The following is a 15394-nucleotide window of genomic DNA, read 5'->3' on the forward strand; positions in this document are numbered from 1 at the left end:
TCGCTTGCAGGGATCTCAAGGCGCATGATGCTTATCAATGCGCTGGTCATGGTTGACCCGACGGGCATGGGACAAGAGTCGGACTACATCGTGAATGACTTAGTCCTTTGCGACGCTCAACGTCGCAACGAACGAATCAAGGAGATCGGGATTGCTGTCGACGGTGGCCCAGGTTTCAAGGCATACCTCGTCAAGCTATTGACGAAGTTCATGTGGTATGGGGGTGGTCAACAGGCACTGTTTGCGCGAACACCGGATCGTGGTGGCCCCAACCAGCCCCGACTGAAACCCGCGACCAAACCCGGTCCGCTATCTGCACTGGAAAAACTTGATAAGGCACGCGCAATTGCTCGAGGACGGACCTACGTCAGAAGTGCTATGCGCGTCGATAGCACAATCAGAGACACGATGACGAAAGCGGCAACTCACGATTGGGCCGTGAATCAACGTACTTTGGCTGATACTCATCGCCTAATGATCGGGCGGGAGTACTCGGACTGCCGAATCGCCGAGACGCCGAGCTATGGCGCTCTCTACTACCATCTATCTAAATACATCGAGCCAGCCCATAATTTGATGGAGAAGCGCTACGGGCGCAAAGCGGCGGCGCAATACGTTGTTCCTCGCACCGGAAATTCAAGCGATTTGACGCAAGGTGCGATTGAAATACTGGACGCTGACGGCTTCGTTCCGAAGATACCGGTCGGCGGCCTCGTGAAGGGGAAGTTGGAACCGGTAGAGGTCTGCGTTGTTCTTGCTGTTTCCCGCCTGTCAGGTGGAATTTGGGGATATGAAATATTGCTCGAGAGTGAACGCTCAGAGGGCTATCTCCGATGCCTCGTCTGGTCACTTCTCCCAATGGACGATCGAGTGAAAGCTCTCGGCCTCCCCTCGCTTCCGGGCTTATTGCACGGCAACTTCGACGGTCTATTTGTCGACAATGGGCCGGGGAAGAAGAAGACGGTTCGGGTGTCCGCAGTCGATACATTGGACGGCACCATGTTCAACCCGCCTGGCGGACGAGGTGATTTGAAGTCAATGTGCGAGAGGGTAAACAGGACCATCATACGTCTCATGGCCGATGAAACCGATGTCGGCTACACGCGGGACAACGACATTCTCGAGAAGCTCAAACGTGAAGAACGATCTCGACGCGAACCGCTCACCATCGACGACTTCGAGCGGCTGCTCCTTAAGTCAATCAATTACCTCAACCTCACATCAAACAAGGCGCGTCTGCGTACCGAAGAGATGGCCAACGCAGGGGTCGGTATAGTGCCCGCCGAGATCCACCAGTACTACCAACAGTTGCGGCGCGGAAAAGCAGCAAGATCCTGGACTCCAGCGGAAGTGTTCGACACCTTCTTGCCGTGGAAAGAAGTGCCTTGCATCAGGGGCCGCATCAAGTATGAAAAGGCGCAATACACTTCGCCAGAACTTATCGAGATTGCATCAAACCATGCGAAGCTGCCAGTAAAGCGGCAGTTAAAGGTCGAAATCAAGCGAACCGTCCAGGATTCGTGGACACTGCTTTGTCGAGGACCAGATAAGAATGTCTTCGAAATCGAGATGCTCGATGAGGACAAACGTCGGTTCGGCTCGGGCGGCTGGAAGAAATTGGAACTTGCCAATCGTGACGAAATGCTACAAGAAAAGGCCAACCTCGAACCACGGCGCGCGCGGTCAGCAGGCAAAATTAAGGTGACGCAGCAAGAGCAGGTCGATTCATACGAAAGAGGACGGGGCAATAGCTACGCCGGCGCTGTTGGCATAACAAAGACGCAGGCGAAACAGAACGGGCGCGCATCTCGGGCCAGCGAATTCGCGGAGATCGAGCGCGCTATCTACCTCCCCTCGTCGGATAAGCAGCCAACGCCGGCAAATCAACCACAATGGGACAACGTGGAGGATTTGGACGACCCGTTGGAGGCCGCTGCTCGGCGTGTAGAAGAGGCCTATCTCAGCACGAAGTGACGGTGTCGAAGCGTATCCGTTTGAAAAGCGAGGGGTTCAGGGTCCATCGATTCATGCGAGTCGCGCCTTCTCGCGCTAACACGTCGATGAGAGGAGTCGTCACTCACCGGATGCCGGCGAAATCGGCAACGCGCGATGTATCGTCGTGCCGTCGTGGACGCCCACGTAGAGCCCCTTAGGGAAAGGCGCCGTACCAACAATGATAAATACAATACCTGCAAGTCCCGCCGCCCCTGCGGCCTGTGCATCGTCCTCGGCCAGTTTTAGATCGGCCGAGGACGGGTACGGATGCGGTTCAGGATGCGTATGCCACAGGCCTATGCAATGCATTCCGGCGTCAAACATCGTCGAGCGCTCGGCATCGGCGCGAGCTCGATCTATGACGACGTTCGCCCGAGATACCGACTTTGGTTTCAGCACTGTTGCGATGTGGACAACTACCTCTGGTGACGAAAGTGAAGGGGAATACAGTTGGCCAACGCTTTCCGTGCAACGGCGGCCGTTCTGAACACGCGAATATAGCGTTCGCAGAACACCGTCTTCCAGCACCAGTTCCCATTCGGCTCGTGGCAGTGCAAAACGCATCACTGCGCAGTCCCTCGTGTGCCAAGAACGTCATTGAAACCACGTGTCAGCCGCACGGAACAAAAGGCGTCGTCGGATAGAGGTACCAGGGGACCCGGATTGACTTTGACATCGAGCGATGCGAAATATGCGCTCGAGCGAACAACTGACCAGATTTTCGACTGCTGTGGTACTTCTGCGTCCAAGACACCGAGGACGCACTCGCAGGCGGTTGCTGCAACTTGGGAAACATCGGCCGGACCATATTCGTGGAAACCTGAGTTGCAAGCCGGCAGCACGATTTTCGTTTCCTCATGCCATTCTGCTACATGGATCCGAAGGACAGGATCATCGACGGGCCAGGTTGTGTCTCTATCGACGAGAACGACGTGCGACGCCGCGCAGTACGGCTCCATCCATGCATGAATGATGGGCGTGCCGGCGAGTGTGGTGTTGCGTACCTCACTAAGAAACCGACGGACACTCTCCTCTCCAGTGCAATCAACCACCAAATCAAAGTCACCCGGTCGGCACTGAGCGAGAATCCAATCGGCTGCCATCGCGTAATGGCCCTTGACAACGACACCGGGGATATCGGCGTTCAACTGATCTGCGAGTTCGACAGCCTTATGCTTGAAAAGAGCACGCATTCCCAGCGGATGTCTGGAAACATTTTCCGGCATCACGTCATCCATATCGACGAGCGTCACGCGCTGGATGCCCGCTTTCGCAAGCCCTATCGCGAGCGGCGCGCCAAGCGACCCACAGCCCAGAACGAGAAGCCGCTTCGTTCGGCGCCGTTCGATCCGCTCGAGGCGCTGATCGCGCACAAGCGCCCAGTCCGGATCGATGCGCGTCACCTCAAGGGGCATAACATCCGGCAAGTCGAGCTTGGGCACTAGTGGAGGTGTGAGTTGATACGCAAACGCTGCGTTTGCGGCGGTCAAGACAACAAATCCCGCCGGAGCGCGCCCGGGATCCGTCGAGCACCAAGCCCTCAGATCGAATTCGCCGTCCGTCGCCTTGTATGCCAGTCGAGTTAGATCATCGAATGTTCGAGGCCAATTTGCTGGTGTCCAGCATATGGATGCCGGCAGCGGGATGAACGCCGCACGAGCCAACTCGAGAGTGCCGCATGAAAGCTTATGCCTGCGCGCGAGAAAGTTTGGGTCAACGTTGGGCCCGGTCGCTACACCTATAAGGCCCGTCTGATAGACGGCGACCTGACCTTCGACAATCGAGTCGACGCGACCTAAGGCGTTGAGGAACTGACGAATGCGGCCACGCATTTTTCGTTTCGCGCTGAACTCGCAGAAACGATTCCAGTAAGCCACGGCCTCTCGCTCAAACTCATCCGTCACCCATGCAATATCGGTACACCTGTCAAGGAAGGAGTCAAAGGCCTTGAGGACATCATGCACGGCGTACTCCGGTTGCGTGTATGCGAGGGACTCGTTGAGCTTTCCGAGGCATACGGCTCCCGTTTCTTCCACATGCGGAAGGACCAGGCATAGTGCCTTGTCGACCATAATGCGAGGTGCTCGCGTGGGAAATCCTCGCGGCAAAATGAGCTTGACGCGTGTGTGACCCCGTAAAACGGGATGCTGCAGGTCGAATTCCCACGTGTGAGTCGCGCTAGGGCGTGCCCCCACACGACTTAGGAATGCTGCCCCTTCACCATCCAACCATTGCACCACTGCCGCCACTTGGCCTGCGAATGGCGCCACGTGTTCTTCTGCGCTCATGCGAGAGTGTCTTTTTTGCTACCGGATGGTACCGGCGTCACCGGTTCACGACGTTCGCCGCCCGGGACGGATTTCATCAGCGAATTGAGCAATCCCGTGGCCGCCGGCGCGATGCTCGCTTTCCAGGCGTCAACGCCGTGCTGCCCAAAGATCTTCCGGACACGCTCCTCATTGCTGCGTGAGTATGAATCCGAAAACAGCGCAGCGAGATCAGCCTGAAGCTGCTTGTGCCAACTATAGAAGGCTCTCGCCCGTTTGCCGTCATCCTCGTTCCAGCGCTCGGCGAAGTTTTCATCTTCATGCCGCGGGTTGCGCACGCTGTAGCGCTCGCCGTCGAACTCAATGAAGTCAGGCATTCGCTCGACCACATCAAGAAGCACTTCGATGGCATTCGAGTACATATGGCGATCCTGGTAGACTGTCTTGTACGCCCACGTAGCGAGCGTCACGAGGACAACCGAGATGGGCTTGCCTTCCTTTACCTCATCCGAGGCGCCCCGATACATCAAATCGCGGTGTAGTTTGATGAGCTGCAGAGTTCGGCGCAGTATGTCGTCGATTGCCACGGGATTCTCAGGCACATCATCAATTTGATGTGCTGCGTCCATTGCGGCCTTGAGCATCCTCTGGAACACGAACTTCTGGTTCGCAGCCTCACAGAACCAGTCTGCGAACTCTTCAGGGTTTGACGGGCTCCAGCCTGTCTCTGGATCGCGTACACGCAGGTCAGTGCCTGTGATCCCGAAGCTATCCGGCAGAGCCGGGGTGACGTCGAAGTAAAACGGCTCGTTCACATACTGAAGACGCCAGCAACGAGGCTTCGGTTTCGGGTCGCCGGCAGCATCGTTGAGGCCGCGCAGGGCGTCACCGAAGTCAGTAAAAAACTGATCGGGATCGATTCCAATGAAGTGTTCGCCACCCAGCTTCACAACAATGTCGAGGTCAAACTTTTCGTTTCCTCGCGGCGCAACGGTGGTTTGCGTGCGCATCGAACCTTGGACGACGATATGCACATCGGTTTCGCCTACACCGAGTTTCCGCGCGACCTGTTTCGCGAGCAGCCCATAGTGAGCAACGGCACGGTCCCTTTCCTCCTCACTTAACTCGAGTTTCGACAGCAGTTGCACCATCAACTCTTCCCATTGTCGAGCTTCCTGGTCGGCAGCTGCCTTCTCCATGAAGGCCTTTGCAAGCGTGCGTTTGCTATTCATGTATTGGTCTCACTCATTGCTACATTAGCGACACTTCGCGTCCTGTCCTGACGTTCTTTACATAGGACGAGGCGATCTCGATTGTTGGCAAGAACTGACCACGGCTTCCATCTGAGGTCCTCGCCCTTTCGTAAAACACAACTCGACTTTGATGTCGGCTCTGCAGTTTCTGGCCCAACCTGACGCAAGCTGCCGCCGGCGCAATCGGAATGCAGTGGATACGGTCAACCCTCCACTGGTCCTGCAGTCGCTGCAGCGCATGGTCGAACGCTTTGCCGACCAGCACGAGATCGTCTCGATGTCCAATAACGCTACGAGAAGGCGCCGGGACCGTGACCTCGACGACTGGCAGCCTCCATCGCCCGTCCTGATGAAACGTCGAAGGTAGTTCCTCGGGCGGCACCCGGTCCGTCAAGCTGACAAGCAGTACCGCCTCGCGTTCATCAGGGCGGGGAGCGCGATGAACCGTCACCGAATACTTATCGCTTAGAGGCGGTTCACTGTCAGCAGGCCAAACCCACTGTCCCCCTACTGCATTGCGTTCAAACTGGAACAATTCGACCGTGCGGGCCTCCCCGATGAGACGTCCACCGAGCGCTAACACGGACATGGTGTGGAGCGGGAAGACTGAAATCACGTCGGCGCGAGCCCCACCATGGGTCGATCCATCGAGGCGCGCCTGAAGCAGCGGTATCTCCGTCCGAGCGAGCTGATCGAAGAGCGATTCCCAATAATGAATCGCCGTGCCATCCCCCTGCTCGTTGCCGTTGTACGCAAACCAATGAGGTCTCGGATCCAGCGGCCGCACCTTCATGATACGCATAGCATCTTCAGCACGTCGCTGATCAAACTGAACCGTCTGACCCGCAATGTTGCCGCCAATGACGATCATGTCCGAAGCCGGATAGCGGAGACTGCTGAATAATCTTGCGACCTGCGCAATATTGGACTCACGCATCGCCTTCAGTTTCTCCACGGAATACTCCTCAGGAGAAACACGATCAATGAGCCGGTGACATTTATCACACAGCAGCATCACGTTATCGGCGCTCTCGGCCAATCGCTCCGAGAGCGTTTCATCGCCGCGCGGACCATCCTTCGATGACGCGACAATGTGAGCGAAGTAGCTGTAGTTGCCTGCCGTATTCGTAGAAGCATGCATCGACAGGTTTTCGCCGCACCCTTCAAATTGACAGTGCCATCCCGCCTGTCCTCCAACGAGCTTGCGCACTTCTGGCGGAATCTCTCCCGTTCTGCCGCCTTCGCGCCTCTTGGGTTTGACAAACCCGGTAAGCTCATCGCGCCGTGCGGCCCAGCGGTCAACATCTACCCTGCGATAGGTTGCGGCAGCCTCAATAGATACGAGTCCCGCCTCCAACGAATCCACCTCAAGCCACTTGAACTTCCGTCTATTAGCGTCAACTACCGCGCGAGAGTTCGCCGCGAAATCACCGCTCGGGCCAAACCGCCATGGAGCCTGCGGCCCGGTCTTCATCGCAGCCGCCACGCGTAGCTTGTCCGCCATCAATACGATGACATCGGACTGCGAGACAACTTTCTGTAGCGCCTCGGCAAGTTCCGGGTCCGGAAGCCCTCGAGAAATGTCGCCACTCCGCTCAACCCCGTCCTCCGGCTGCGGCGACCGCCCCACCGAATCAACATGTTGTGCCATTTCAAGAAATTTTGACGATTTAACACAACATATAGTAACTTTGCAAAACATGCAATGCTTCAGCGTTAGCAGACAACGCTGCTCTGGAGCATGGATTGCGGCTCTCGCTCCGAGATTTGAGCCGGAGACCTAGCTCGAATCGACTGTTTAACCGGATATTTGATTTAGCGGACAAGCTCGCAAACGTTTTCCATCGCCACAACGATGTCCAAATCGTTACTTGAGGATGTAGCGCATGCATTTTGATTGGTCACGGAACACCGGGCACTCCGACCTGATACCGGGAATTCCTGATACCAAGTACCCAATTGCTGTTTTGGGTTATGGTGGGATATCGCCCAAATTCGTTGGTGAGAACACCCGAAAAGTCGCTGTTTCGTTCCAACAGCTGGATGAACCAAGCGCGCAACCATTCCACAAAATGGTGTCGTTCAGCCATCTGCGCGCACTGCGCATCGGGTCAGTCTGGCAAAACATGCGGCACGTGGGCGACGTCCGATACGATGAGTTCGGAAAAGTCGACGTCGACTTTTCGCCCGGCCAGTGGCGCGTTCTCTCCCCGCTCACCGAGACACGGGACGGACGGCCAGCGCCATTGAATGGCCGATACCGAGCCTCCAGCAAAGATGAACGCGTGGAGCGCAGCTGGTTGCTCGAGTTCACCCTTTCAAACAACCGCACCTTGCTCGTCCCGTGCATGGAGTTCCTCCTCCGGTGCTATGGCATATCGGAACTGATACCACGCGCCCTGACCAGTAGACCGTGGGACGCAGCCACGGCGTTGTTTTTGGCTAACATGACGCCCGAAATCAACGCAGAAGGGAAATGGGTAATCCGCCCGACCGAGCGAATGCAGGATGGTGACAGAGCGTTCCTCGGGCACATTGTCCACTCTGCCGATGCTCGGCACGCAGCAAAGTCGATAGCGGACCAGTGTGTGTTCGAAAGCAAAAGCAACAAGATAATCTTCCCCCGCGTCACTCCTTGGTTTTCAGGTAGCGTTCCAGTCGCTGCGCAAGGCCTATGGATCCGTGAAGGAAAAACGTTCCTCGCGTTACGCATGGACCTGTTAGATGCGCCTTCTGGTCCTGGGATCGTCGCGGTGAAGACGAAAAAAGACGAAATCAGCCGATCTGAGGACGACCTGAGCAGCGACCAAGCTTACGAGGGACGTCAGAGCTTTACCCTTTCACCCGATTCGAAGCTAAAGGTCCACGTCCCAAGCGATGCGCATAGCTTCGGTAATGCTCAGCCCGAAAAGCGCGATCCCAAACGGGACCGCTTCCCCGTCCGATCGACGCGCGACATCACAACGGTTTTTGAGCGGCAATCGAGTATCGTTTTGCCATCAGACGGTCCAGTTGGGCCTGGCGTTCAACTTGTTTCCCCAGAGGTACCCGACGTTCTCGAGCTACATCGCATGGTGATGGCTCATGGCACATTGTTGGAAATGTGGAGGGCACTGCAGACCCTTCAATCTGAGCACCCTAGACACCTGCGTCGTGTTCAATGGCTGCACGCCGAACGCGGTTTCATAAGTAGCAGTCCGCCCGAACTCATTGCGTTCAAGCCCTTTGCGGAAAAAGAAGACGTCAAGCCGGACATACGTAGTTGGGTGACGAGGGACGTCAAGACCGAATCGCCCCGCGGAATACTTGTCCTGCGCATAGACGCCACTGTCCCGAAGACGCTGGAAAACAAAACGGTCTATGTGCTCGAAATCGAACGCCGCGTGAAGCAGTCTCGGGTTGGCAAGGACAGGATTGACGAGGAAGCCGAACGCTTTCGAGGACTAGTTGCAGTCCTGGCGCCGGAAACGGACTTCGATGAGTGGCTTCGTGACACGCTGTCCAAGATCCGACACGTCGTCGGACATGTCGTTGAGCTTGAAACGCTACACCCCGACATGATTGAAGCGTTCAAGCATAGCCAATCAAGAGGCACCAACAAGACGCCATTTCGGGCGTCGGCCCTTCTGGCTTTGAAGAAGGCCGGGGTCGATCTGTAGTCGTGCGAACGCCATTGCTAGCGCTGGTGCTCGCATTGGGTCGCATTTCTGATCGGCATGGTGCCGCATGGGAAGCACCTGTATCCACATCTAATCAAAATTCCACTTCAAAGGGATGACGAGCGTTTTCCTTGTGATGTTGTCCCTCATCGCCCGACTCAGCACCCGATGCAACCCATTGATATATAAGGATGTAACCGACATATCCCGAACTAATCAAATGTCGTATCCGCATCTAATCGAAAGCAACAGCCGCAACAGGCGTGGCGCCGATTCCGGCCGGACCGGTGGCGGGCCGGCGCCCGACGCGTTATCGCGGCACTTCGACGTAGGTTTCCCTGCAGATCTCGCGCAGCGCCTGAACGAGCAGATCCCGCGTCGGCGCATGCGATTCGCCGGCGCGGGTAAACAGCGCGATGGGCGGCAGCGTCCAGACCAGCGAGTAAGGCACGATCGCCACGCCGGCGATGCGCACCATCTCTTCCGCGATATCGGCCGGCACGATCGACACCGCGTCGTCGCTCGACGCGATCATTTCGCCGATCAGCTTCGACGAGTAGCTTTCGACGATCGGCACGGGCGGCGCGATGCCGGCCGACAGGAACAGATCGGTTACCTGCTCGCGCATCGGCGTATGCGGCGCGCCGAGAATCCAGTCGAGCGCGCGCAGCTTCTCCCAGTCGAGTTTCATGCGGGCCAGTTTCGCGGCCAGGCGACGGCTCGCGATCATCCGCGGCTGCTGCTGGTAAAGGACTTCGAAGGAGACCGGCCCCAGCTCGACCGCCGACGACGCCCGCCCGATCACGAGATCCACGCTGTGATCCTTGAGCTGGAGCAGCAGCTGATCGCTGGTGCCTTCGTGAATCGTCACGGTCAGGCGCCTTTCCATCCTCGACTGCAGCCGCTTGAGCGCGGCCGATAGCATCTGGCCCGAAATAAACGGGATCACGCCGATATGCAGATGGGCCGCGTGGCCGGCGGCGACCGCTTCCATCTCGCGGGCGAGATGGTCGAGGTCCTTCAGCATCGCCCTGGCGCGCTCGAGCACGACCGAACCGAGCGCGGTCGGCCGCATCCCGCGCGACGAGCGCTCGAACAGCGGCGTGCCGAACATGCTTTCCAGCTCGGACAGCGCGTTCGTCACGGCGGGCTGGCTGCTGGCCATGTGCTCCGCCACGCGCGTCAGCGACCCGTGCTGCTGGATCTGCAGCAACAGCATCAGGTGCCGCATCTTCAGCCGCGCGCCGAGCCGCCGGACCACGTCGTTCGCGTCGAATGTCATTGCCGGACCGCCATACCATCATGAAAAAGTGATGGGCCGATATTAAAACAGAATCATCTCCTTATGGCCGATCCCTAGAATCACCTCATGGATCGCGTCGGGACTGGCCTGGCGCGCATGCCCGGACCCAAAAAACATGAAACAGACAGAGACTCAGCAGCAGGCCGCATACGACTATCACGAGTTTCCGACCCCGGGGAAGATCTCCGTCGTCGCCAGCAAGCCGCTCGTGACGCAGCGCGATCTCGCGCTCGCCTACACGCCCGGCGTCGCCAGCGTGTGCGAGTCGATCGCCGCCGAGCCGCTGAACGCGCATCGCTTCACGAGCCGCGGGAATCTGGTGGGCGTCATCACCAACGGCACCGCCGTGCTGGGTCTGGGCAACATCGGCGCGCTCGCGTCGAAGCCGGTCATGGAAGGCAAGGCCGTGCTGTTCAAGAAGTTCGCCGGGATCGACGTATTCGACATCGAGATCAACGAGACCGATCCGGACAAGCTCGTCGACATCATCGCCGGCCTCGAGCCCACCTTCGGCGGGATCAACCTCGAGGACATCAAGGCGCCGGAGTGCTTCACCGTCGAGCGCAAGCTGCGCGAACGCATGAAGATCCCCGTCTTTCACGACGACCAGCACGGCACCGCCATCACGGTCGCCGCCGCGTTCATCAACGGGCTGAAGGTGGTCGGAAAGTCGATTTCCGAGGTGAAGGTCGTGACGTCGGGCGCCGGCGCCGCGGCGCTCGCGTGCCTGGACCTGCTCGTCGACCTCGGGCTGCCGGTCGCGAACATCTGGGCAACGGATATCGAAGGGGTGGTCTATCGCGGCCGCACCACGTTGATGGACCCGGCCAAGGAACGCTTCGCGCAGGAAACCGACTCGCGCACGCTGTCCGACGTGATCGGAGGCGCCGACGTGTTCCTCGGGTTGTCGGTCGGCGGCATTCTGAAACCGGAGATGCTGAAGGCGATGGCCGCGCGTCCGCTGATTCTCGCGCTCGCCAACCCGACGCCGGAAATCTTCCCGGAACTCGCGCATGCGACGCGTGACGACGTCGTGATCGCGACGGGCCGCTCCGATTTCCCGAACCAGGTCAACAACGTTCTGTGCTTCCCGTACATTTTCCGTGGCGCACTGGATGTGGGCGCAACGACGATCACCCGCGAGATGGAAATCGCCGCGGTTCACGCGATCGCCGGCCTCGCACAGGAAGAGCAGAACGACATCGTCGCGGCGGCCTATGGCGGCGATGAAGTGTCCTTCGGCCCGCAATACCTGATTCCGAAGCCGTTCGATCCGCGCCTGATCGTGCGTATCGCGCCGGCCGTGGCCAAGGCCGCGATCGAAGGCGGCGTGGCGACGCGCCCGATCGCGGATCTCGACGCATATGTCGAGCAGCTGCAGCAGTTCGTCTACCACTCGGGCGCGTTCATGAAGCCGCTGTTCGCGACCGCGCGTCAGCTCGTGCGTGACGGCGGCAAGGCACGCATCGTGTTCACCGAGGGCGAAGACGAGCGCGTGTTGCGCGCGGTGCAGGTGATCGTCGACGAGAAGCTCGCGCGTCCGATCCTGGTCGGGCGTCCGGAGGTGCTGCTCGCGCGTATCGAGCGGTTCGGCCTGCGCCTGCGTCTCGGCCAGGATGTCGAAGTGACCAATCCGGAATATGACGAACGCTTCCCGCAATACTGGACGACGTATTGGGAATTGCGCTGCCGCGACGGCATCTCGAAGGAAATGGCACGCGTCGAAATGCGACGCCGCCTCACGCTGATCGGCGCGATGATGGTGCGGCTCGGCGATGCGGACGGGATGATCTGCGGGACGGTCGGCGAGTATCACAATCACCTGAGGTTCGTCGATGAAGTGATCGGCAAGAAGCCCGATGCGTCGACCTATGCGGCGATGAACATCCTGCTGCTCAATCAGCGGACGGTCGCGCTGGTCGATACGCACGTCAACGACAACCCGGATGCGGAGCAGATCGCGGAATTCACGATCGCGGCCGCGCGGCAGATGGAGTGGCTGAATCTCTCGCCAAAGGTTGCGTTGCTGTCGCGGTCGAACTTCGGGTCGGGGAGCGCAGCTTCGGGCGTGAAAATGCGAAAGGCCCTGGAAATCATTCGCACGCACGCGCCGGATATCGAGGCGGATGGCGAAATGCACGGCGACTGTGCGCTCGACGAGGCGCTGCGCGCGCGACTGCTGCCGATGTCGCCGCTGAAGGGCGCGGCAAACCTGCTCGTGTGTCCGAACGTCGATGCGGGGAATATCGCCTATAACCTGCTCAAGACCGAAGCGGGTAGCAACGTGGCGGTGGGGCCGTTCCTCCTCGGGGTCAACGGGCCGGTGAACATTCTCACGTCCAGCGCGACCGTGCGGCGGATCGTGAACATGACGGCGTTGACGGTGATCGAGGCGAATCGGAACGCGGCGGGATGATTGGTCGTCGGTAACAACACGATGCAGTGTCCGCGAGGCGCGATGGTCGGTGAATCGGAGGGAATACGACTCGACGATCCGCCGACCAGTCTCCACCAGGACGTCGGCTGGTGTGGGTCGGAAGCATCAGTCAAGTATGGTGGCTTCCGACCTCGGTCGATCGAAAATGCGCCCTACCGAACCCGCTCCAACGCACCAGCAAACCTCCCGACCGCCGCGTCGACATCATGCAGCTTGTCAAGACCGAACAAGCCGATGCGGAAGGTCTTGAAATCTGCCGGCTCGTCGCACTGCAACGGCACGCCGGCCGCAATCTGCATTCCGACATCGGCGAATTTCTTGCCCGACCGGATATCGTCATCGTCCGTGTAGCACACGACAACCCCCGGCGCCTCGAAGCCTTCCGCCGCCACGCTCCGAAACCCCTTCTCCGCCAGCAACGCACGAACCCGCGCGCCGAGCTCGAGCTGTTCCGCCCTCACCTTGGCGAAGCCATACGCCTCCGTTTCCTTGATGACATCGCGCAACGTCGCGAGGCTGTCGGTCGGCATCGTCGCGTGGTACGCGAACCCGCCGTTCTCGTACGCTTCCATGATCTGCAGCCACTTGCGCAGGTCGCACGCGAAACTCGTGCTGGTGGTCGCATCGATTCGCTCGCGCGCAAGCGGACTCATCATCACCAGCGCACAGCCAGGCGACGCGCTCCAGCCCTTTTGCGGCGCGCTGATCAGCACGTCGACGCCGCTCGCCTCCATGTCGACCCAGATCGTTCCGGACGCGATGCAATCCAGCACGAACATGCCGCCGACCGCATGCACGGCGTCGGCCACCGCACGCAGATAGCTATCGGGCAGCATCATCCCGGAGGCGGTTTCGACGTGCGGTGCAAAGACCAGATCCGGCTTGTGCTCACGAATCGCGGCGACGACTTCGTCGATCGGGGCCGGCGCAAACGCAGCCTGCCTCCGCGATTCGACCGGACGCGCCTTCAACACGATCGACTCGGCGGGAATACTGCCCATGTCGAAAATCTGCGACCAGCGGAAACTGAACCAGCCATTGCGGATGACCAGGCACTTCTTGTCCGTCGCGAATTGGCGCGCAACGGCTTCCATGCCGAACGTCCCGCTGCCCGGGACGATCGCAACGGCCTTCGCGTTGTAGACCTTCTTCAGCGCCGCGGAAATATCGCGCATGACGCCTTGAAAGCGCTGCGACATGTGATTGATCGACCGGTCGGTGTACACCACCGAATATTCGAGAAGCCCGTCGCGGTCGACATCGGGAAGTAATCCTGGCACGTTCGCCTCCGGTAAAGGATGAACCATGGGATCGGCACGAGCGGTATTCGTGAGTCGACACCGCCGCGCCCATGCAAATCTGCGTGAATGCTTCGACGACGAACGATTCTAACGAAAGCCGTCCGACGCCGGGGACTTTGGTGTTTTGTGCGGTGCACGCACGAAGGCGCGTTCGCGGGGGAAGGATGCTGCCTGGATGCTGTCGGAAAGCCGCTAAACGCCGCCGCGCCCCGCCCTCACGCTCCCGACGAAAGCCTTCGCCAACACCGTCGGCTCGACCGGCACCACCAGCGCACAGACCGACTTCGCATCGTCATCGGCGATCGGCACGAAGACAACGCCTTCAAACAAAAGGCCTGCCATCCGCTCCGGCACGATCGCAATACCCCGTCCGGCGGCAACGAGAATCAGCATCGACGTCTTCGGCGAAACGATTCGCGCGGTCACCGGCACGAACCCGCGCTTCAGACACAGATCGATCACGACCCGCGCCAATCCGCCGCCCTCGCGATGCACCGCCGATACGAACGGCTCGCGCCGCAAACGCGCGATGGTCGTACGCTTCTGCCGCGCGAGAGGATGACCGGCGGGCACCGCGACGCACAACCGCTCCGCCGCCATCTCGACGAAGCGAACCCGCGCATCGCGCCGCAGCACGGGCAACCGGACAACCCCGACATCGGCATGGCCATTCGCGATCTCCAGCACCTGATCCTCTGACGACGCGCGATCGACATCGATGCGCGCGCCGGGACACGCGCTCATGAACCGGTCGAGATCCGGCATCAGGCTACTGACGGGAATGGTGCTCGAATGCAGCAGCCTCAACACACCGGCCTCGCCGTGCGCCAACTGCGCGCCCTCCTCCGCCGCTGCCGTCAGCGTCGCCGGAATCGACGCCACGCGATCGCGATAAATCGCGCCGGCCGGCGTGAGCCGGACACCGCGCGGCTCACGCTCGAACAGCAAGAACCCCAACTCGTCCTCGAGTTGACCAACCTGACGGCTGAGTGCCGACTGCGCGACATGGAGCGCGCTCGCCGCCGGCGTGAATCCGCCGAGATCGGCCACGGTCAGGAAATAGTGGATTTGCCTCAGGGATGGCATGCCGAAATGAGATGAATAAGCGTCCGATTTGATATTTGCGTTATACCGGAGCGCTCTCCAGAATGAAAGCTGCGGGTCCGCCAACGCCGTCTC

At 59.4% G+C, this 15394-nt stretch carries 10 protein-coding genes; 3 read left to right on the top strand and 7 right to left on the bottom strand.

Translation table 11 applies throughout. The features are described 5' to 3' along the window. Positions 1 to 24: 24 nt before the first annotated feature. Entirely contained in the window at positions 25 to 1974 is a 1950-nt protein-coding gene (locus WI26_RS24330) for a hypothetical protein (RefSeq protein ID WP_236849326.1), read from the top strand. Between the two features lie 99 nt (positions 1975 to 2073). On the opposite strand, the gene WI26_RS31735 is transcribed toward WI26_RS24330, so the two are convergent. From WI26_RS31735 to WI26_RS24345, 4 genes are all read right to left on the bottom strand, one after another. Beyond that, positions 2074 to 2559 (bottom strand): Mov34/MPN/PAD-1 family protein, encoded by a 486-nt coding sequence (locus tag WI26_RS31735; protein ID WP_081334342.1) that lies wholly within the window; start codon positions 2557 to 2559, stop codon positions 2074 to 2076. Beyond that, on the bottom strand, positions 2559 to 3959 hold the full coding sequence (locus WI26_RS31740) for a ThiF family adenylyltransferase (protein ID WP_236849327.1): 1401 nt from the start codon (positions 3957 to 3959) through the stop codon (positions 2559 to 2561). Before WI26_RS31740 ends, WI26_RS31735 begins: the two co-directional genes overlap by 1 nt. 320 nt (positions 3960 to 4279) lie before the next feature. Then, complete coding sequence (locus WI26_RS24340) at positions 4280 to 5494, bottom strand: nucleotidyltransferase (protein ID WP_069227455.1); 1215 nt, start codon at positions 5492 to 5494, stop codon at positions 4280 to 4282. A gap of 19 nt (positions 5495 to 5513) precedes the next feature. Further along, a complete protein-coding gene (locus WI26_RS24345) occupies positions 5514 to 7166 on the bottom strand; it encodes an SAVED domain-containing protein (RefSeq protein ID WP_069227456.1) in 1653 nt (550 codons plus the stop codon). 235 nt (positions 7167 to 7401) lie between these two features. Between WI26_RS24345 and WI26_RS24350 the strand changes: the two genes are divergently transcribed. Then, complete coding sequence (locus tag WI26_RS24350) at positions 7402 to 9174, top strand: hypothetical protein (protein ID WP_155768816.1); 1773 nt, start codon at positions 7402 to 7404, stop codon at positions 9172 to 9174. A gap of 310 nt (positions 9175 to 9484) precedes the next feature. Here WI26_RS24350 and WI26_RS24355 read toward each other — a convergent pair whose 3' ends face one another. Then, entirely contained in the window at positions 9485 to 10456 is a 972-nt protein-coding gene (locus WI26_RS24355; RefSeq protein WP_059466824.1) for a LysR substrate-binding domain-containing protein, read from the bottom strand. A gap of 136 nt (positions 10457 to 10592) precedes the next feature. Between WI26_RS24355 and WI26_RS24360 the strand changes: the two genes are divergently transcribed. Then, entirely contained in the window at positions 10593 to 12893 is a 2301-nt protein-coding gene (locus tag WI26_RS24360; RefSeq protein WP_069227458.1) for an NADP-dependent malic enzyme, read from the top strand. Between the two features lie 173 nt (positions 12894 to 13066). Here the strand turns inward: WI26_RS24360 and WI26_RS24365 are convergent, their stop codons facing one another. Continuing rightward, positions 13067 to 14194 carry an aminotransferase class V-fold PLP-dependent enzyme gene (locus tag WI26_RS24365; RefSeq protein WP_069227459.1) on the bottom strand — a complete coding sequence of 376 codons (1128 nt, stop codon included), beginning with the start codon at positions 14192 to 14194 and terminating at the stop codon, positions 13067 to 13069. A gap of 213 nt (positions 14195 to 14407) precedes the next feature. Next, the gene (locus tag WI26_RS24370) at positions 14408 to 15385 is read right to left on the bottom strand and encodes a LysR family transcriptional regulator (RefSeq protein WP_236849328.1); all 978 of its coding nucleotides are present in this window, start codon (positions 15383 to 15385) and stop codon (positions 14408 to 14410) included. Positions 15386 to 15394: the final 9 nt, after the last annotated feature.

Origin of the sequence: Burkholderia diffusa (assembly GCF_001718315.1) — a bacterium.
GTDB lineage: Bacteria > Pseudomonadota > Gammaproteobacteria > Burkholderiales > Burkholderiaceae > Burkholderia > Burkholderia diffusa_B.

What these genes read in the sequence shown, in the direction of transcription:
- WI26_RS24330 (WP_236849326.1), top strand. Translation starts at nt 25, where the DNA reads ATGATGCTTATCAATGCGCTGGTCATGGTTGACCCGACGGGCATGGGA.
- WI26_RS31735 (WP_081334342.1), bottom strand. Translation starts at nt 2,559, where the DNA reads ATGCGTTTTGCACTGCCACGAGCCGAATGGGAACTGGTGCTGGAAGAC.
- WI26_RS24340 (WP_069227455.1), bottom strand. Translation starts at nt 5,494, where the DNA reads ATGAATAGCAAACGCACGCTTGCAAAGGCCTTCATGGAGAAGGCAGCT.
- WI26_RS24345 (WP_069227456.1), bottom strand. Translation starts at nt 7,166, where the DNA reads ATGGCACAACATGTTGATTCGGTGGGGCGGTCGCCGCAGCCGGAGGAC.
- WI26_RS24350 (WP_155768816.1), top strand. Translation starts at nt 7,402, where the DNA reads ATGCATTTTGATTGGTCACGGAACACCGGGCACTCCGACCTGATACCG.
- WI26_RS24355 (WP_059466824.1), bottom strand. Translation starts at nt 10,456, where the DNA reads ATGACATTCGACGCGAACGACGTGGTCCGGCGGCTCGGCGCGCGGCTG.
- WI26_RS24360 (WP_069227458.1), top strand. Translation starts at nt 10,593, where the DNA reads ATGAAACAGACAGAGACTCAGCAGCAGGCCGCATACGACTATCACGAG.